This window comes from Devosia sp. LjRoot3 (assembly GCF_964252865.1).
GTDB lineage: Bacteria > Pseudomonadota > Alphaproteobacteria > Rhizobiales > Devosiaceae > Devosia.
This window is the reverse complement of record NZ_CAXUPK020000008.1, coordinates 119728-138583: the sequence shown is the minus strand read 5'-3', so window position 1 is coordinate 138583 and position 18856 is coordinate 119728. Positions and strand designations below refer to the sequence as shown.

The window sequence follows — 18856 nt, the reverse complement described above, 5'->3', positions numbered from 1 at the left end:
CGCTGCACTGAATGCCTTCGGGCCAAATTCAGGAGGTTGGAGTAGCGATGATCGCTTTCCCAGGCATCTGGCGGACATCAATGGCGACGGAAATGCAGACATCGTAGCCTTTGGCGATAGCTCCGTATACGTAGCGCTTGCTAACGGGCAAGGCGGCTTTATTAGCCCGACAGTAGCTACCTACAATTTCACTCCTCAATCAGGTGGCTGGTATAGCAACGACACTTACCCACGCTTCTTGGCGGACATAAATGGCGACAGCAAAGCAGACACAGTGGCATTCGGCCCGGACGGTGTTGTTGTATCAGATGCAAACGATTGGTTCATATGACAAAGCCACGGCGAAACTCAATCGCCTCACGCCTCCAAGGCAACCCGCATCGAGCTGGTAGTCGAAGTCAGAAGCGGCGCCTTAGGGATGAAGTGAGATGCAGTTGCGCACCCCACAGGCCGCACCACTTCGGCCCGCTTCAATACAAAACATCGCGATCAAGTTGAAGGCTTCATCCCTCGTTCAAACCGTTTGGCCCTTATTTCGCACGACGTTTCGGTACCGCGCTTTCTCGGCAGTTGCCACGCCGACTTTAGGGATATCGAACTCCTTGGCGACGCATATAACGCCTTGATCGTTCTCATCGGTATGAACCGCACCGGGTCTGCCGGAGGCTCCAACTCCTGAGTATGATGGAGCATGACCAGCAAGACGACGTTCTTGGGGTCCAGTCTGCTGAGGTAAAGACACTAGGCTTGCCCGAGGCCGACGAAGCCCTGGCGTTGATCATTGATCCGGCCTCGCATCGGGGTGTCTACAATCTTGTCTTCTTTTTCTCAGAGGAAGGACGGGCGCCGTCAATGCGCACCGGGTACGACTCTCCCTTGTGCCAAAACATCCAGTTTCAACCCCTTCGCCTTTCTTGAAAGAGCGCGTATCCAATAGAGGAAGGCGGACGGCCGTCGTTCGGCGTGGCGTTATGCTGGCGTCATCGCCGCAAGGGTTGGAAAAGTGTAGCTCCGCCGGTCCCGCGCAGCGGGAGGCATTGCATCTGCAATTCCCGAACTCTATGGCTAGGCCACAACCATGACCATATGGAATTCATTTTGAGCACGGCACGTATTGCAATCCTAATCCCAGCTTACAAGCCAAGTGCCAAGCTGATCGACTTGGTGAAGTCTCTCCGAGACCGGCATGACGGCGAAATTGTTGTAGTTGATGACGGAGGAGGACTAGAGTTTGCGGGTATTTTCTCCGCATTGTCGCTCGTTCCAAATGTCTATGTGGTTGCGAACGCCGTCAATCTCGGTAAAGGCGCCGCGCTAAAGAACGGCATTAATCACCTACTTGTTCGATCGACACATCTTGCAGGTATTGTCACGGCTGATGCTGATGGACAGCACACAGTAACCGATATCCTCGCTGTTGCTCATGAGCTTTCCAAAAAGCCTACCCATCTGGTTTTGGGCGCTAGGACTTTTGGTGTTGGCACCCCTACGAGAAGCCTCATCGGCAACAACATATCTCGGGTCATGTATAGAGGGCTTTTGGGCCTCAAGCTCAAAGATACTCAGACCGGACTTCGCGGGCTACCGATAGCGCTTTGCCAGGCATCGTTGTCCATCCGATCGAACCGCTACGAATTCGAAACCGAGATGTTGAGCGTAACAAGCTCTCTCGGTTTAGAAATCTCCGAAGTGCCGATCGAGACAATCTACGAGGAGAACAACGCTTCCTCGCACTTCGATCCGCTGTTTGATTCCGCTCGCATCTATTTTGTGGTACTGCGTTACGGCTTTTCCAGCCTCGCCACTGCGATAGTCGACTTCGTCGCGTTCATCATACTTTTGCCGCTACTTCCATCCCTGGTTACCACCAACCTCGTGAGCCGTGGCTTTGCCTTAGGGGTTCAGTTCCTGCTACTTCGCGGATTTGTCTTTCGGACCGGTGGTGGCCTCGGAAAACTTACCATCTTCATCTTGTACGTTGCACTAACCGGAATTGCTTCGGGCGTGTTGCAATCTGCTCTTCACGACGTTACGGGGATGAATCCCCTGATTGCGAAGATAGTGATTGAGGCGGTGATCTTCACATTTAACTTTCTCTTTATGCGAGATATCCTTTTCAGAAAGCCGCGCAATGCCTGAAGCCACAAATTGGGATGCATATTACCGCGCAACACCCGCATATACCTCGTTGACGCGCACGATATCCGCGAGGAAGATCACCGGCCTATTTCAACAGTACGGCAGAATAACACCCAGTATTTGCGAACTGGGTGGCGCAAACAGTTGTTTCCTCGACCCCCTAAACACTCACATTAGGCCCATACGTTACCATATCGAGGACCTAAATGAATACGGACTCACCTTATTAAATTCTAAGAAAAACACCACAAATCTGAGTTACCAACTTTCCGATATATTGAAGGATTACCATGAAAACACTCAGTTTGACATTGTGTACAGCGTAGGTCTCATTGAGCATTTTAGCCACAAAGACACACGCCGAGCCATCAGAGCCCATTTTGAACGCTGTAAACCCGGAGGGATTGTTCTTTTAACCTTCCCCACGCCCACTCCTCTCTACCGGACAATACGCTGCGGCGCGGAAATCCTTGGACGATGGAAGTTTCCCGACGAACGGCCGTTGCAGTTTGACGAAGTTCTGAGTGCCTGCATTGAGCAAGGCAACGTCGTGCACCGATCAGTAAATTGGATGATCGGTCTTACTCAAGGTTACGTTTTGACGCGCAAGACTTGACGCTCAGGCATCGTGGAAAGTCCTTGTACACCTAAAGGTATTGCTACTTGGCAAGCGCAGCATTTCTGGCGTTCTTACTCTACTTCATCGTCTTAGGAGCCGTCTGGCCTCAACGCTATGTGGGGACTGCAGCTGAGCAGACCGTGGGCGTATTGCTACGTGCGTTGCTGGGCTCGTGGGTCGTAGTGGTAGGCTCATACTGGATGAACCTAGGGGACATCTCGATTTGGCTTTGGCCGTTTGCGTTCCTGGCAGTCATTTTTCGCTACATCCGCAAAACGGATAGGCTGGTGGTCTCTGCCCCGGTTGAAGACGGGGCAGCGTTTTTCTTAGTTTCTTCCTCGCTGGTGACTCTGGGCTTTCTAGCTGCCGGTGCGTTGGGCGCCTACGATGTTATTTTTATACATTCGGATGCGCTTGTTTCTTGGAACCGATGGGCCATAGAACTCTCTCAGAATAAGTACAATTCCATCGGGACTGCATATCCAGTTCTTTTCCCAGGCCTCTGGTCCCTTATCTACAAGGCGCAGGGAAATAGCGAAGTATGGATCTTCGCAAAGGCGTCAATCTTGTTCCTGGCACCTTTGCTGGCTATATCCATAGCGGCATTGGTTACTTCAGGGGGCTGGATTAGCGCAGCTTTGCTAACTGCGTTCTCCGTGATGTTCTTTTTCCAAGCGCATGTATACGAAGCGTTCTCAGGTTTCATGGACATACCCGTTGCGATCCTGATGTTGGTATCCGGATGCTCGATGATTGCGGCCTTGAATATCGGCGAGACGGAGGATGCCGAACGTCTGGACTTTGTGCTTCTATCTGCAGCAATCGGCGCAGGTCTCGCCGCGACTACGAAACAGTCCGGGCTGATTGTTTTTGTTCCGCTAATTGCTACGATTATCATACTATTCTGTCGACACAGGATAGCGGCAGGTGCAGCCATCAAACTCCTTGTCGTTGCTATCCTTCCAGTAGCTTTGTATTCGTCTATCTACTTCTCGGTAGCCTCCACGCCAACGGCGAACCTAGAATACCTGCGCTCGCTGTCACAAGAAATGAATTCAGGCGGAAATGTCCTGATTTCTGGTATGAAACGCATTGCTGCCATGGCCAATGCTTGGGTTTTGATACCCCTTGTCGGATTAGCCACAGTAAATTTCACACATCTTCACAAACAACAAGGCGTTCTTGGCGCTGTATTTCTCGCAACTTCCTGCATTGGAATCATTATATATTCTGACTGTTGCTCCTACGACGACCGCAATGGGTACTGGATTTGGGCAACGATTGCCCTTAGTGCAATTTGCGCGATCGAGGCGGTAACCGGATCTTATGCAAGAGTGCAAAGTCGTAGCACGAAATCTTCTCGATGGCTTGCGGCTACGTTGATAATCATCACGCTTTTTGGCGTAGCGACTGGCGGTGCACTGTACACACTAGTTCAAGATGGAAAGCTGTACGCCAAACAACAGGAAGAACAGTGGGGGCTAGTACCGGAAGGCCTAAGAGCTGCCTTAGAAGGCGGCAAGGCTCTACTGCAAGGCACGGGAAAGATCATTAGCGCCGCGAACTTCATACCCTGGCTTCCCGGCTTCTCTGATCTTTATCAATATTGCGGTCACAATTCACCAGACTGCGTTTTGTCGTCCATAGAGATGTACCCAAATTCTATAGTATTGGTCAAACCGACAGAACCAAACTTGAACTACTCAGATCTCACACATTTGCTTAGTAACGAAAACACCGTCGGGTCGAGCGATGGTTACACAATTTACGGTCCCTTTGCATCCGACGACTGATTGGCTTTATCGCGCCCTCCGCAATGCCAACTCGTAGTCAAGGGACATGACGGGGCTGGTGCGCCCCCCGCTCGTGAGGGTTGCTGCGAACTGCGCATAGGAATCAGTCGCTACCGAACTTGCAAAAGTTCCAACTGTCACGTCGCCGCTTTCGTTCGTTTGGCCGGAAAGACTAGACGCGAATACTGGCGTCGGTGGAAAAACCAGTCCATCGGTCCAGTACAAAGCTCCAGAGCTTCCGCTTGGGCGAGAAGAACCCCGTGTTCTGATGCACAAGAGTGAAGATGAGTGTAAGCGGTTAGCCGAGGCCGTTACTGGCTGAAGTTCCATGGCATTAGGTCTTCGATCTGGCTGTTTGGCCAACCGGTGGCGATGCGCTCGAGTGTCTGAGTGAGCCATGCGTGCGGATCGACGCCGTTCATCTTGGCTGTGGTCAGAAGCGTAGCGATGGTTGCCCAGGCTCGGCCACCACCATCGGATCCAGCGAAGAGTGCATTCTTGCGCGTAATCGCCTGGGGCCTGATCGCGCGTTCGACAATGTTGGAGTCGATCTCGATACGACCATCAGCCAGGAAGCGCTCGAAGGCGGTCCGTCGGTTCAGGGTATAGCGGATAATCTCAGCCAGTTTGGATTTGCCCGAGATGCGCGGCAGCTCGCGATCCAGCATGGAGAAGAGTTCACCCACGATGGGGCTGGAGCGCTCGGCCCGGATGCCGGCACGCAGTTCGGCGCTATGGCCCCGGATATCGTCCTCGATGGCCCAGAGCGGGGCCATGGCCTTGACCACGGCACTGGCGAAGGGCGAGCCGTCGCTGGCCTGCAGATCGAAGAACTTGCGCCGCGCGTGTGCCCAACATCCGGCCAGGGTCACGGCGTCATTGGCGCCGCTCTGTTTGCCCAGCCGGTTATAGGCAGTATAGCCGTCGACCTGCAGGATGCCGCGATAACCGTCCAGATGCCGAGCGACGCAATCACCGGACCGAGAGTCTTCGAACCGGTAGGCCACCATGGGCGGCCCTGATCCGCCGAACGGCCGATCGTCCCGGGCATAGGCCCAGAGCCAGGCAGTCTTCACCTTGCCCGAACCCGGCGCCAGTGTCGGCAACCGGGTCTCGTCGGCAAATATCCGTTCGCCCTGTTTGACGATGTGCAGCACATACTGGGCCAGCGGCTCGAGTTCGAAGCCGATCCGACCCATCCATTGGGCCATCAGGGAGCGATCCAGTTCCACGCCATCACGGGCGTAGATTTCTTCCTGCCGATAGAGCGGCAAGCCATCGGCATATTTGGAGACCGCTACCTGGGCCAGCAGCGCCTCGGTGGGGATCCCGCCGACAATCAGGTGATCGGGCGCCGGTGCCTGCACGATACGGTCTTCGCCGTCAGCCAGGCGGTACGCATATTTTGGTCGACGGGTCACGATGACGCGGAACGTAGCAGGGGTCACGTCGAGGCGCTCGGAGACGTCTTCGCCAATGCGCACGGCTTCAAGTCCCACACAGTCGGCAGGCACTTCTGGCTCGATGATCTGCTCGATGCGCTCCAGATGTGGAGCAAAGCCTTTTCGCGGTCGCGGCGGACGGGCAGCAGCAGTTCCAGCGCGCTTGTCGCGCTCGGCCCGGATTGCGCCCAGCCCCGTCTGCAACTCATCGAACACGAAGGCCATCTGTTCGGCGTCGAGCGGGTCGATCCGCAGCTTTTCCGAACGCGTCCCAAACTGGGCTCGCTTGAGCATGGCAACGATCGATTCCAGCCGAGCGATCTTTTCGGCATCGGCCGCCTTGGCCGCATTCATCTGCGCGATTGCGGCTTCATTGGCCGCGATCTCGGCTTCCAGCGCCAGGCGCTGCTGCTCGGCCGCCGCCTCCCTGGCACGGGCAGCGATGATCATCGCCTTGAGGGTGTCGATGTCGTCGGGAAGCTGCTGCGGATCGGCCGGGTTCATGCCCGAACAATGGCACAAAACACCCCAGATTTCCTCAGCTTTCGCGCCAGTGAGTCAGTCTGCCGCAGGCTTTTACCCAGCCGATCGCGGGGTGCTCTCAGGCACAGCGTGTACCCGTTTCCAGTCCATCCCTTCCACCAGCGCCAGCAGTTGGGCATGGCTCAACTGAACCCGGCTGTGGCCGATCCGCGGCCAGCAGAACGCCGCCTTCTCCAAACGCTTGGCGTAGAGGCAAAGGCCTGTCCCATCCCACCAAACGATCTTGATCCGGTCCGCCCGTTTTGCCCGGAATACATAGAGTGAGCCGTTGAATGGATCGGCACCGGCATCGCGAACCAGGCCAATCAGACCGTCTGGCCCTTTCCGAAAATCCACCGGATGGCTGGCCAGGAAGACCTTTACGCCCGAGGGGATCATGCGGACCGGGCGGCGCGAAGCACACAGCGTAGATGATCCTCATCAACACCAGCACCGACCCGGACAAGCATGCCATTCACGAGAAGCTCGATGGCCGTGCCGTCCGCCGGTCCTATGCCCGTCGCGCTATTGATCACCCGTTTTACTTTGCCCTTGTCGACCGCCTCGGACCGCCAGCCAAATAGCTGCGATGGCAATATCCCGATCTCGCGCGCGAGCGCCGACACGTTCGCACCCGGTTCCCGGCTCCGAGCGACCATCGCGGCCTTGAACTCATCAGACCACCGACGCCGACGCGCCACCGGAGCGCCTTCCAGACGGTCCGGAATGGCCTCGATCAAATGGAAACTTCTATCCGCACGCATAGTCGCAGACATAGAACATGACACCATCACCAATCAGAGCGTGCCAAATACCCCCGCACAAGGCTGCCTAACAGACGGGGGCTGCTTGGCGCTTACAGATGAGTTTGATCTGCCCAACGACAGTCTGTGCAGTGTCAAAGCCGCCGAATGCATTAAGATGCACTCTAATCGTCCAGGCAATTGGATCGCTAGTGTTGCCGGACAGTACAAGTCCGTAGCACTTCAAGAAGCCACCTGACTGATCGACAAGCGTTTTTCGCGGGTTGATGTGGTAGATCGATCCGTCGAAACGGCTCGTCGGAACTCTTGGACATAGTCGTACTCATAGGCGCATGCCTATGCCTAATCGGCTATGCCGACTGTCCGGTCAAAATGGGGTGCGCTCCAGCTCGGTGCCGTGATGCCGGCATAATAGACGTTGCGACCCTTGCGGACTTCAAGCACCGGTTTGTTTACGCGCCCCGGAATGTCGAACACGACATTTTCGAAGCTCGCGTCTGATCATTACCGCCAAGGCTGACGACGCTGAGAAGCGTCAACCCGGTCGGTGTGTTCACCGCCATCGCCGTGAGCGTGTAGTAGCTCGGCATCAGGTAGGACCACTTATAGTGCAGCAGGCTGCCCACGATGAGGGACAGCGGCACCTGCAGACGCTGCCAAGGTGCCAGCTCCTGTTGCCCTGCAAACCACGGGCGAATGGCGGCAACACCCGCAGCTGGGACCAGCGCGGAGACAACCACGAGCCCAACGCAAGCAAGCCGGAAGTAGATAGGATTGTGGCCGACCAGACCAAAAACGTATCCGCTGAAGCGAAAAATGGTGGAGACGTTCTGCGTCATCTCATCGGGATAGCGTGGCCCCATGAGATAGATGCCCTCGTCGCCAAAACCAAAGCTCTCCCCGCCTCGACGGCGAGGAGAATGAGCGTGGTCACTGCCATGGTGGCAAGAAGCAGGGCACTCGTCCTGCCGGAGTGCGAACCTGACCCAGGCATGTCTTGCGACATACCTAGCCTTTCTCACACACAAGATAGATGCTCGAGCAAAGGTCGGGATAGATCTGGCCAAGCGCAAAACATCCTTCCAGATATTCCTTGGAAATGATGTCGGTCTGGAGCAGACGATCCCACTGGAAGTTCGCAAGCGCCTTGAAGAATATCCCAGAGCGGTGAACGACGCGCAGGCCACCGCCTGCAACTTCGCGCTCAAGCGTATCAAGCGTGTAGGTGTTGCGATGACCGTGCGCCGCCTCGGCAGGCGTGATTGCCGAATTATGACTGATCAAACCCATCTTCACCGCTATCTGACGCGACGGAGCATTGGCATTGGGGCATACAAGGAACAGCCGCCCCTTGTCCGACAGCCACTCATCGTTGATCCGACGCAGCACGCCGACCGGATCATCCAGGTGCTCGAGCACATGGGTTAGGATGATATTGTCATAGCGCCCAGGAAGTTGCACCGTTTCAAACAGACCGTGAACATACCGGACTCGATCGCCCAAGACCTTGCGTGCATCGGCTATCGCCATGTCCGATGCTTCCACGCAGGTTATGTCTTCTAAATGGTTGAGCAGGCGCTTGGTGAAATCGCCTCGGAAACTGCCCAGTTCGAGCGTGGAACCCTGGTTGAACAGCGGCTCGAACGAGCGAAGCATGAAGGGATGCATGACGTCGAGGTCGAAATTGTAGGCGTATTTGTGCCCATCGGCGTCGCTCAGCTCTAGGTTGTAGTCACGCTGACTTGTCATTCGTCTTCCCGCTCAAATAAATCGCCATCCGCTCGATGGAGCCGCCGCTGTCCTGCTCCTGAAAGCCGAGCTTGCTATAGAGTCGGCGTGCCGGCGTCTGGCTCCATGAAACCTCAAGGCAGACGCGCAGCATTCCAGCTTCCTGAGCTAGGGCGAGGAACCGGCCGACCAATTGTTCACCAATGCCCTGCCTCAGGTAACGCTTTAGCACACTTGCGCTGGTGATAAACCCGGTCCTGCCCTCCCTGTCGTTGCAATAGCCTGCCACGAGACCGACCAGCGCTCCATCGCTCCACGCCTCGCACAACAGGGCATGGCGCTTGAGCTTTGTCGCATAGTCCAAGATGTTAGTCCGACTGCTCAGCGTCGGGACGAAGTAGGAATCGGCCTCGCGAAGATGGCCGACTATATCTTCAGGCGACGCCGTGTCCGTCGCGTAGGCTATGGCGGTGCTCACCGTTCGAGCACCGCGAGCCCGAAGCCGAACTTGCCGAACTCGTTGCCGTTGTAGAGCAGATAGTACCGGCCTTCATGGCTGAAGGCGTGGGGATAGCATTGCATGTCGGAATCCCACTCGCCCGCTGTGCCTTCCAGTCCGGGGTTGTCGTCGTCGCGCGTCCAATGGCGCAGGTCGGTCGAAAAGGCGTGGCCAATCCGGTAGCCGCGGGCCGCATTGCTACGAAAGTCCGAGGACTGGCGGTAGCAGAAAAACATGTGGTGCACACCCTCGATCTCGATGACCGTGGGCAGCGCCTGACTTTCCTCGGGTCCAAGGCGATCTGCAATAATGGCCTGCGCTTCCTGCTTGACCCAGTTGATGCCGTCCGGCGACGTGGCGTGGCCGATCTTGTAGGTTCGGTCGGGGGCGGCATCGTTATAGCGCCGCCAGCCCGTGCCGAAAATATACCACATATGGAAGACATCGCCGACTACCCTGACGAACCCGTCACCCACGAGGCACGGTTCATGTAGCGACGGCCCCATGATAGGGCCAGCACCGAGGCGCTGGAAGGTGAGCCCGTCGTCCCTGCTCACGGCCAGCCCGATGGCGGTATCCACCGAGACTGAAACACGGCGATTCCAGCCACAGGTGTAGCCATAAACCGCGTCGCCGTGACGCAGCACATTCATTGGGAATATGCCGTGCTCGTCGAAAGCGCCAAGTTCCCCCAGCGGCATGACAGTATCGGAGGACAGACCTCTGACGGTGCGCAGGTCCTTTTCCACGTCCACGAAAGCGATATGGCTAAGATACTTGCCGCTTGCCACATCCAGCGACCGAGTGGAAAAGTAGATGCGCAAGAAATCCTTGAACACCAATGTCTGCGGGGACTGCGCGAAGCCAACGCGGCCCTCCGGCAAGCCGTGTTTGCGGGTATCGAATATCTGGCCGAGCTTCTTCCACCTCATGGTCATGCCAGCTCGCCATCCAGAACCGCCAGCCCGAAACCGTGCCTACCGACGCCATTGCCGAGGTAAGCCATATATGTTCTGCCGTCGGCGGCGAAGACATGCGGGTAACTGATCATTTCTTCATCCCAGCCGTGCGGCGACACGTCGATGCCGGCCTTGCGGTCGTCGCGGAACCAACTGCGCAGATCCGGGCTCGAGGCATAGCCGATGCGGTAACCATTCGCCTTGCCGCGGAAGTCGGCGCTGTACCGATAGCAAAAAAACATGTGATAGCGACCGTTGGCGAAAAACACGTCCGGGCTGGCCTGAGCTTCGTCCGGCTCGATGCGGCTCTCTATCAGATCGACGTCCGATTTTTCCCACACTAGGCCGTCATCCGAGCGGGCATGACGAATCTTGTAGACCGGCTCGGGCCGACCGTTTACCGGTTTCCAGCGCCGCCCGGCAATGTAGAACAGATGCCAGCCATCCTCGAACCAGCGGATCTTGGGGCCGCTTAGCACGAAGGGCTCGTTGAGCGAATAGGGCAGAACCGGTCCGTTGCCGAGCCGCTGAAAGGTTACCGCGTCGTCACTCTCGGCGATGCCGATGCCGACATTGAACGGCACGGACTCGCAACGGGTCCATCCTGCATAGTAGGCGCGGTAGCGACTTCCGTGCCGGATGACCGAAACCGGATAAGTGCCGAATTCATCGAAGGTTCCGAGCGCGCCCAGCGGTAGGATGGGCTGGTCGCTAACCCTCAGGACTCTCGTCGGGTCGGACCGGTCGAGGTCGACGAAGGCCGAATAGCTGACATAGTTGCCGTTTGGCTCCGCCGGAGGCCTGCAGGAAAAATATATACGAATGAAATCATCGAATAGCAGCGACGAGGGCGCCTGGGCAAAGCCAGCCAGCCATGGCCGTCCGGACGAATGCATCGCCGGATCAAATATCCGGCCGAGTTTTTTCCAGGTAAACACTAGATCAGCTCAATTGTAGAATGATATCGTGCCAGTATTTCGGCCGAATTGAACACATGAACATCGTGCCGCCCGGCGCCAAACGCTCGTCAGTCTCGAACTGCTCGGAATAGGTCTCGACGATCTCGGCCCTGCAATCCGGGTGGCCCAAAAGGCGGCAATGACGGCCGGCGAGCCGTCGAGCACCACGCTCGAAGCGGGGGGAATATCGTCGTCGTAAAGCCGAGTCCCATCCCAAGTTCAAGGAGCGACCTGGTCCCTTCGACCTGCTCCATCATGCGCTTGGGGTACCACGACAAGATGACCTGGTTGTCGACGTCGTAAATGTTGTCGCCGGCATAGGCCTTGAAGAAGCTGTCAAGATCAGCCTCCTTCTTGTTACTAGCAGCAATCATCGCACCATCCCGCGTACACTATGCATCGCACCTAGACGAATTCGTAACCTGTTGCCAGCTGTTTTTGAATGCTCTCTAGCGGGCAGAACATCATCACGTCCAAAATCGACAACCACGGCACGAAGTTTGCGCCGAACTGCTGATAGGGCATGGACTGCGACTTCAGGAACTTGAGTTCGATACCGCGGTTGGCGAAATTATCCCGGTTGTAGAGTTCGATTCCGCCGATCGCATTGAGATAGGTGTCGGCTCCGCGCGCCTCGCACACTGCCAGAATCTTGCTTTCGGACTTCAGGGAATGGTCGATCGGAACGTTCGACGAGATGACGATGGGCGTCTTGACTTCGAGATAGGCGCAGACCATGGCGAGCGAGTGGTGAACGAAGCCGAAGAGATTTCGGTCCGCATGGTTCATGATGTCCACGATCAACGGCATCACTGCATCATAGTGGGGCGCCTTAGCGTAGGCGCCCTTAATCTGGTTGAGCAGCGCCGAGGCGGAGAAATCTGCGGCCAGCTCCCGTACCCCGATATCGAGATGGTCGGGCGCCGACTTCAGCGGCAAGGAGAAGGTCACAGCTTCGCCGTTGCGCAGCAGACGGTTGCGATTGATCCATCCCTTCTTGGTATACTTTAGGTTGTCGTAGACGATGAATTCGTCGGCCGCCGCAATGAGCTGGAAATATCCGATATAGGGCAGAAAATACGGCTGATTTATCGCCAGAATCATGGCGATGCTGCGCCTTTGACGGCCGCGATGATCCTCTCCACATCCCCGCTCGCGAGATCCGGATAGATCGGGAGGCACAGCACGCGTTCAGAAGCGTTTCGTGCGATCGGCATCTCCCCTGCCGAAGAAGGCAGGCTGGCATAGGGCGCGAAATCGCTCAGCAGAGGATGGAAATAGCGCCGCGTATAGATGCCGGCGCCGACCAAACGCGCCTGCAACTGGTCCCGGCTGAGGGGAAAGACCTCATGTACCAATATCGGAAAGTAGCTGTAGTTCATGCGCGGCGCCGCCCATGCAATGCACTCGATACCCTCTATCTGCGCGAACTCGGACCGGTAGCGTTGATCCACCGCCTGGCGCGCGACGATGGCATGGTCGACGTGACCGAGCTGCACCAGACCCATCGCGGCACTGAACTCGTTCATCTTGCCATTGAGGCCCGGCGACTGCACTTCGACTTCGGAAACGAGACCGAAGTTCCGCAACTGCTCAATGCGCGCCTTGGCCTCCGCGCTCGCACATATAATGGCGCCACCCTCAAAGGTGTTGAACACCTTGGTGGCGTGGAAGCTGAGGACGGAAAGGTCACCGTGTCGCAACACGCTACCGCCGGCATCCCGTACGCCAAAGGCGTGTGCTGCGTCGTAGAGAACCTTGAGCCCGTGCTTGGCAGCAATAGCCTCGATCCTGTCGGCCGCGCAGGGATTGCCATAGCAGTGGACCGGAAGCACGGCGGTAGTCCGCGGGGTGATGGCCGCTTCGATCAGGGCCGGATCGATGTTGAGTGTCCCCGGTTCCACGTCGACAAAGACCGGCGTCAGCCCGTTCCAGACGATGGCGTTGGAAGTAGCTACGAAGGAATAGGGCGTGGTGATCACTTCGCCGCTGAGCTCAAGCGATTGCACCGCCGTCACAAGCGCCGCCATGCCGCTCGAGAACAAGCAGACATGCTCTACCCCGAGATAGGCCGCCAGACGGGCCTCGAATTCGCGATGAAGCGGTCCCTGATTTGTCAGGATGCCGCGATCCCAAATACCTTCAAGATATGGAATGAGCTCTTCAAGCGGCGGCAAGGCCGGCTTGGTTACATAGATATCCGACAACTTATCGCTCAAATTCAATTTCTCGCAGGAGACGTCGACCGGCTCGCGGAACACTCCGCAACCGCCGCGTCCGGGTTTTTCGTGGGACGCAGCAGTTCCTGGACCCGGGCTTCACTATATCCGCCAGCACCCACAGCGGTAGTCCACTGCGCAACGATGTTGAAATCCTCGTCCACATCCGCACCGAACACGGAAAGCACGCTGCTGTCCACCATACGCGGTCCAGTTCTCTCCAAGAGGACCCATGACTGAGCTAGATCCCTACAGTCCACGCGTTCCAATGCCGCTTTGACGATCTCCGTACTCCCCGGATACCCGCCAGAGAGCCAGGGATAGCCAACATTGCGAGCGCCCAAGGCAAAGAGAAGGCCGGGCGACTGGCCCGACAGATCGATCACAGGCATTCCGGGCTGAAAGCCGGCCGCCTTCGCATCGCTATGGGCCTCTTCTATATAGGCCGCAAAATCGGACGACAGAGTCAACGAATGGCTCGGATTGCCCAGGGCCACTTGTCGGTTGTTCGTCCACAGCGGCTCAGGTTGCCGGTAGGGTTTCGCCAGACCATGCTGCAGGAAGAACAGGGCAAGCACCGGCGCGAGAAGTGTATAAGGAATTAAGTCTCGGTCGCGAAGAACGGTCCCAGACCCCGTCGCAAACAGCACTGCGGCGAGAACCCAGAATATGCAGGCATCGCCTGCTAGCATCCAATAATTGTTGTTCGAGCCAAATGCATAGACCAGCGGCAAGGCCATAAACCCTAGACCGAGCGCAGAGTTCCGCAGAAGGGCAGCGCTGATTTTGCCTCCCACAGCCGCGGGCGTGAGGCGCGGCAGGGTCGAAAGTGTCAGAACACTCGAGGTTGCAGGGAATACAAGCAGGATGGCGCGGGCGCTCAGTCCGATGTCCCAGCTCGATGGTACGACGCGTAGCAGGATCAAAGCTGTTGTCAAACAACAGAACAATGCCATTGCCAGACCGGCAACCGGCGCCAAAGGGCGGCGGAATAGGACACCAGCCAGCAACAGCACGGCTCCCGTCGCGATGGCAATGATCCAGTCGGGGGCGGCCAGATCTATGACGTCCAGCCGCAGGATCTCTGCCAGAGAGTATCCGGCGCCGGCCATCCCCGAGATTTCCACCGCCAGGCGAATGCGATCCAGGAACGCGGTCAACGAGCCGTCGATTGCGTAGGCACTAGTCACCAGCAGCAGCGCCGAGGTGATGGTGGATATGGCCAGTCCCCGCAGGCTCCATCGTCCCGACAGGAACACGATCAGGACAACGAGCGGCCCCAGGACTGCCGCGGTGGAAACCTTTGCCATGAAGGTCAACCATCCGCCGACCCCGATCAGGATCCAGCCTGCCACGCTCCCCCGGCTCATGTTCTTGCTAGCGCGGACCACCCCAATGGCTGTCAGCATCAAGGCCTGCAGCGTCAGGGTATTGTAGCTGGGCGAGAGTGGAAGCCAGAACAGAAAAGCGATGCTGAGGGTCGAAATCGCCATTGCCTGCGCAAGGCTCAGAAAAGCAAAATGCTGCCGGCCGTTGAGTTCTCCCAACGTCGCGTAGGACAGGACCAAGCCCGTTCCATAGGTCAGGGCGATGTTGGCGACGCGCAAGAGATGCGGGTCTTGGCCGAGAAAGTGAAAGAGCGGAAAGTAGACGAAACCGAACTGGGTATTCGAGTAGTCGTAGTAGAACGGGTCCTTAATCCAGATGACGTAATAGGCCTCGTCGGTGAAGTCGAAGCCAGATCCCATAAAGCTCAGAGTATAGGCCATGACGGCAAGGGACAGGGCGCACAGGACGACCGATGCAAAGCCGAGATCCCACGACTGCGTTTGACGCATTCCGTTACTCGCTCGTGCCGACATGCAAGCCGAGGCGTTCGCCCTTGTAGCTGCCATCGCGAACCCGGCTCCACCAGCCCTCATTGTCCAGGTACCACTGCACGGTCTTGCGCAGGCCGGTCTCCAGGCTTTCCTTGGGCGCCCAGCCAAGCTCATTGCCGAGCTTTGATGCATCGATCGCATAGCGCCGGTCGTGCCCGGGGCGATCAGTGACGTAGGTGATCAAGTCATCGTAGCGGCCCTGCGGTCGCGGGCGCAGTTCTTCGAGCAGATCGCAGATCATCCGGACGATGTCGATGTTCCGGCATTCGGACCCGCCACCGATATTATACACCTCGCCGACGGACCCGGTCTCGAACACGAGGGCGATGGCCCTGGCGTGATCGTCAACATAGAGCCAGTCACGGACCTGGAGGCCATCGCCATAGACCGGCAGCGGCTTTGCCTCTAGCGCGTTGAGGATCATCAACGGGATCAGCTTTTCCGGAAAGTGGAACGGCCCGTAATTGTTTGAACAATTGGTCACCAGAACCGGCAGCCCGTAGGTGTGGTACCACGCCCGTGCGAGGTGGTCCGACGCGGCCTTCGAGGCGGAATACGGAGAATTGGGCCTATAAGGCGATTCTTCGGTGAACAGTCCTTGGCTTCCGAGCGAGCCGTATACCTCGTCAGTTGACACGTGGTGGAAGCGAAATTGCGCACGGCGCTCACTGGGCAAGGAGGCCCAGTAGCCGCGCGCCACCTCCAGCAGGGTAAAGGTCCCGATGATGTTTGTATTGAGGAACGCGGCCGGACCGTCGATCGAGCGGTCGACATGACTTTCTGCGGCAAGATGGATGATGCCGTCCGGCTGGTAGCGCGTAAACAGCTCGGCGATCCCGGCGGCGTCGCAGATATCCACCTTTTCAAAGCAATGCCGATCCGATCCCGCTACGGATGCGAGGGAGTCGAGGTTGCCGGCATAGGTGAGCTTGTCGACGGTCACTACCGTGTGCAGGGTTTCATCTATCAAGTAGCGCACAAGCGTAGAGCCGATGAAACCGGCACCGCCGGTCACGAAGATAGTCTTCAAGCTATTTGGATTTTTTTCCATCGGCAGCGGTCAGCCTGGTTGGTCCGTACCGGACAATTCCCTGGCGACGCCCGCCAGATAGTCCCGGTACTCGCAGGCTGGCATGGTTTCCAGCAGTGCCTGGAAACGCTCAGTGCTGAGAAAGCCGCGGATAAAGGCCGCTTCTTCTGGACAACCAATCTTGATCCCCTGCCGTGTCTCTATGTTTTCGACATAGACTGACGCCTCGTGTAGGGCCGAACTCGTCCCCGCGTCGAGCCATGCAAAGCCACGGCTCAGTCGTCGTACCTGGAGTTCACCGCGCCTCATGTATTCGAGGTTGACTTCGGTTATTTCGAGCTCCCCCCGGGCTGAGGGCCGGATTGAGCCGGCGATGTCAACCGCCCCGTTATCGTAGATATAAACACCAGGAACCGCATATGGGCTCTTCGGACGGGCCGGCTTTTCCTCGATGGAGAGCGCATTTCCGGACTTATCGAATTCGACTACGCCATAGCGGCTCGGGTCCTTAACGTGATAGGCGAAGATGGAAGCGCCCTTCTCGAAGGCTCCCACCGCGCGGGAGAAGTCGTCGCCCCCCGAAAATATATTGTCGCCTAGCATAAGGACGAAATTGCTATCGCCGATGAATTCCCGGCCAATCAGGAGAGCCTCGGCAATACCATTGGGTCTGGCCTGCTCAAGAAATGAGAACGATACGCCCCATTGAGAGCCGTCCCTAAGGAGCTGCCGAAAGCGCGGCAGGTCGTGCGGGGTACTGATGATGAGGATTTCCCGGATGCCCGCAGCGATCAGGACCGTGATCGGATAATAGATCATCGGCTTGTCGTAGACCGGCTGTAATTGCTTGCTGGCGACCTGGGTCAAGGGAAAAAGGCGGGATCCGGATCCGCCAGCGAGAAGAATGGCCTTCATATTCAAGCTCACTCAGATTCTCCCTCTCGACGGCGCAAGGACCAGAATTTTGCCGTCACGAAATTAAGGGCAATCAGGAACGGCACAAGGATGAGTTGAGCAAAAAATGCAGAAAGCTCGGTGCTAACAAGCAATACACGCAGTAGTATCATATTGGCCACAATGGAAAATCCGTTTGCGGTCGCATAGCGTATCAGGTTCTTGCGAAAATCGAGTTTGTCGCCGGGCAGGAAAACCCATGTGTGGTTCAGGTAGTAGGTGAACAACAATCCGATCAGTGACACCGCGGCGATCGAGAAGACGGGGTCCAGATGCCAGATCGACACAAAGACATAAAAGAGCACCAGCGTGAGAATGAAATTTCCGCCCCCTACGAAGAGGAATTTCACCATCTCCATCAGGTTCGTGCGTCCAATAGACAGCGCCACTACGAAGATCCTAGAATTTCTCGCGAACGATGTAGTTCGGCTTTTTTCGAACTTCCTCGTTGATGCGCCAAACATATTCACCGATGACGCCCAGCATGATCATGATGAGGCCAGACAGACAGAGATTGACGATCATCAGGGGCGCCCAACCGTCAAAGGGTGTGTGTCCCATGGCCCAACTGGCTACGATGGTCATTGCATAGATGACCCCCGCAACCGACACCGCAAAGCCGCAAAGGGAAATGAAGCGGATCGGCAGGTAGGACGCATCGAGAATGGCGTCCATAAAATTCTTGAGGCGCTTGGCGAAATTATACTGTGAACGGCCAATCGTCCGCTTCTGGCGAACATAGGGGATTAGCTGCATGCGATACCCCGTCCAGAGCAGGTCGCCCTGAAAAAACCGATGGCGAACATCCACAGCATTGAACGCGTCCATGACCTTGCGGTCCATCAACACGAAATCGAAACCGCCGGCTGGTATCTGCGGGAGCGACAGCCGGATGATTCCGTAGGCGATCCTAGACGTCATCTTTGCCGCAAAGCCATCGGCTCGATCCGTTCGGTAGCACGCGACGATTTCTGCGCCCTCGCTCCACTTCGTCACCATTTGGGGAATTAGATCGACGGGATCCTGCAAGTCGGCGGAAATGTTGATAACAGCGTCCCCCCTGGCCTCAGCAAAGCCAGCAAGCATAGCTGCCATCTGCCCGAAGTTACGCGTGAAGGTGATACCGACGACCGAACTGTCATTCGCCTTGATGCCTCTTATCTCTTCCAGAGACCGATCGCGAGACCCATCGTCAACGAAAACTATCTCATAGGAGAAATCGTGCAAGGCACCATTCTCTGCAAATAGAGATTTTATCTTCTTGTAGGTTTCGGTCAGTGCCAGCTCGTTCTGGTATACCGCAACGACGAAAGATATTCTGCGAACCATGTGCTTCGAACTTTTCCCCG

Annotated in this window: 19 protein-coding genes; 4 read left to right on the top strand and 15 right to left on the bottom strand. The window is 56.9% G+C overall.

What is annotated here, in order from left to right; genetic code table 11:
- The 4 genes from ACSQ2A_RS22265 to ACSQ2A_RS22250 form a co-directional block, all read left to right on the top strand.
- Nucleotides 1–331, top strand: a 331-nt coding sequence (locus ACSQ2A_RS22265) for an FG-GAP repeat domain-containing protein (protein ID WP_436074031.1), incomplete at its 5' end; no start/stop codon positions are given.
- 767 nt (nt 332–1098) lie between these two features.
- Nucleotides 1099–2139 (top strand): glycosyltransferase, encoded by a 1041-nt coding sequence (locus ACSQ2A_RS22260; RefSeq protein ID WP_436074030.1) that lies wholly within the window; start codon nt 1099–1101, stop codon nt 2137–2139.
- Entirely contained in the window at nt 2132–2755 is a 624-nt protein-coding gene (locus tag ACSQ2A_RS22255; protein WP_436074029.1) for a class I SAM-dependent methyltransferase, read from the top strand. Before ACSQ2A_RS22260 ends, ACSQ2A_RS22255 begins: the two co-directional genes overlap by 8 nt.
- 47 nt (nt 2756–2802) lie before the next feature.
- Entirely contained in the window at nt 2803–4551 is a 1749-nt protein-coding gene (locus ACSQ2A_RS22250) for a hypothetical protein (RefSeq protein WP_436074028.1), read from the top strand.
- Nucleotides 4552–4862: 311 nt separating this feature from the next.
- Here the strand turns inward: ACSQ2A_RS22250 and tnpC are convergent, their stop codons facing one another.
- The 15 genes from tnpC to ACSQ2A_RS22175 form a co-directional block, all read right to left on the bottom strand.
- Complete coding sequence (gene tnpC / locus ACSQ2A_RS22245; protein ID WP_436074027.1) at nt 4863–6497, bottom strand: IS66 family transposase; 1635 nt, start codon at nt 6495–6497, stop codon at nt 4863–4865.
- Between the two features lie 72 nt (nt 6498–6569).
- Nucleotides 6570–6914, bottom strand: a complete 345-nt coding sequence (gene tnpB, locus ACSQ2A_RS22240; RefSeq protein ID WP_436074026.1) for an IS66 family insertion sequence element accessory protein TnpB — start codon at nt 6912–6914, stop codon at nt 6570–6572.
- Nucleotides 6911–7255, bottom strand: a complete 345-nt coding sequence (locus ACSQ2A_RS22235; protein ID WP_436074025.1) for a transposase — start codon at nt 7253–7255, stop codon at nt 6911–6913. Before ACSQ2A_RS22235 ends, tnpB begins: the two co-directional genes overlap by 4 nt.
- Nucleotides 7256–7731: 476 nt before the next feature.
- Nucleotides 7732–8142: a hypothetical protein gene (locus ACSQ2A_RS22230; protein WP_436074024.1), complete on the bottom strand. Its 411-nt coding sequence runs from the start codon at nt 8140–8142 to the stop codon at nt 7732–7734.
- Between the two features lie 145 nt (nt 8143–8287).
- Nucleotides 8288–9028: a class I SAM-dependent methyltransferase gene (locus tag ACSQ2A_RS22225; protein WP_436074023.1), complete on the bottom strand. Its 741-nt coding sequence runs from the start codon at nt 9026–9028 to the stop codon at nt 8288–8290.
- Nucleotides 9012–9371 carry a GNAT family N-acetyltransferase gene (locus ACSQ2A_RS22220; RefSeq protein ID WP_436074022.1) on the bottom strand — a complete coding sequence of 120 codons (360 nt, stop codon included), beginning with the start codon at nt 9369–9371 and terminating at the stop codon, nt 9012–9014. Before ACSQ2A_RS22220 ends, ACSQ2A_RS22225 begins: the two co-directional genes overlap by 17 nt.
- Nucleotides 9372–9481: 110 nt before the next feature.
- Complete coding sequence (locus ACSQ2A_RS22215) at nt 9482–10444, bottom strand: hypothetical protein (RefSeq protein ID WP_436074021.1); 963 nt, start codon at nt 10442–10444, stop codon at nt 9482–9484.
- Entirely contained in the window at nt 10441–11403 is a 963-nt protein-coding gene (locus ACSQ2A_RS22210) for a glycosylase (RefSeq protein ID WP_436074020.1), read from the bottom strand. Before ACSQ2A_RS22210 ends, ACSQ2A_RS22215 begins: the two co-directional genes overlap by 4 nt.
- Before the next feature lie 426 nt (nt 11404–11829).
- Nucleotides 11830–12528 (bottom strand): WbqC family protein, encoded by a 699-nt coding sequence (locus tag ACSQ2A_RS22205; protein ID WP_436074019.1) that lies wholly within the window; start codon nt 12526–12528, stop codon nt 11830–11832.
- On the bottom strand, nt 12525–13685 hold the full coding sequence (locus ACSQ2A_RS22200) for a DegT/DnrJ/EryC1/StrS family aminotransferase (RefSeq protein ID WP_436074018.1): 1161 nt from the start codon (nt 13683–13685) through the stop codon (nt 12525–12527). Before ACSQ2A_RS22200 ends, ACSQ2A_RS22205 begins: the two co-directional genes overlap by 4 nt.
- The gene (locus ACSQ2A_RS22195; protein WP_436074017.1) at nt 13646–15481 is read right to left on the bottom strand and encodes a hypothetical protein; all 1836 of its coding nucleotides are present in this window, start codon (nt 15479–15481) and stop codon (nt 13646–13648) included. The genes ACSQ2A_RS22200 and ACSQ2A_RS22195 overlap by 40 nt, the downstream gene beginning before the upstream one ends.
- 4 nt (nt 15482–15485) lie before the next feature.
- Nucleotides 15486–16574, bottom strand: a complete 1089-nt coding sequence (gene rfbB / locus ACSQ2A_RS22190) for a dTDP-glucose 4,6-dehydratase (RefSeq protein ID WP_436074016.1) — start codon at nt 16572–16574, stop codon at nt 15486–15488.
- Between the two features lie 9 nt (nt 16575–16583).
- The gene (gene rfbA / locus ACSQ2A_RS22185) at nt 16584–17468 is read right to left on the bottom strand and encodes a glucose-1-phosphate thymidylyltransferase RfbA (RefSeq protein WP_436074037.1); all 885 of its coding nucleotides are present in this window, start codon (nt 17466–17468) and stop codon (nt 16584–16586) included.
- An 8-nt stretch (nt 17469–17476) separates the two neighbouring features.
- On the bottom strand, nt 17477–17896 hold the full coding sequence (locus tag ACSQ2A_RS22180) for a GtrA family protein (protein WP_436074015.1): 420 nt from the start codon (nt 17894–17896) through the stop codon (nt 17477–17479).
- A 10-nt stretch (nt 17897–17906) separates the two neighbouring features.
- The gene (locus tag ACSQ2A_RS22175) at nt 17907–18836 is read right to left on the bottom strand and encodes a glycosyltransferase family 2 protein (RefSeq protein WP_436074014.1); all 930 of its coding nucleotides are present in this window, start codon (nt 18834–18836) and stop codon (nt 17907–17909) included.
- Between the last annotated feature and the right edge of the window lie 20 nt (nt 18837–18856).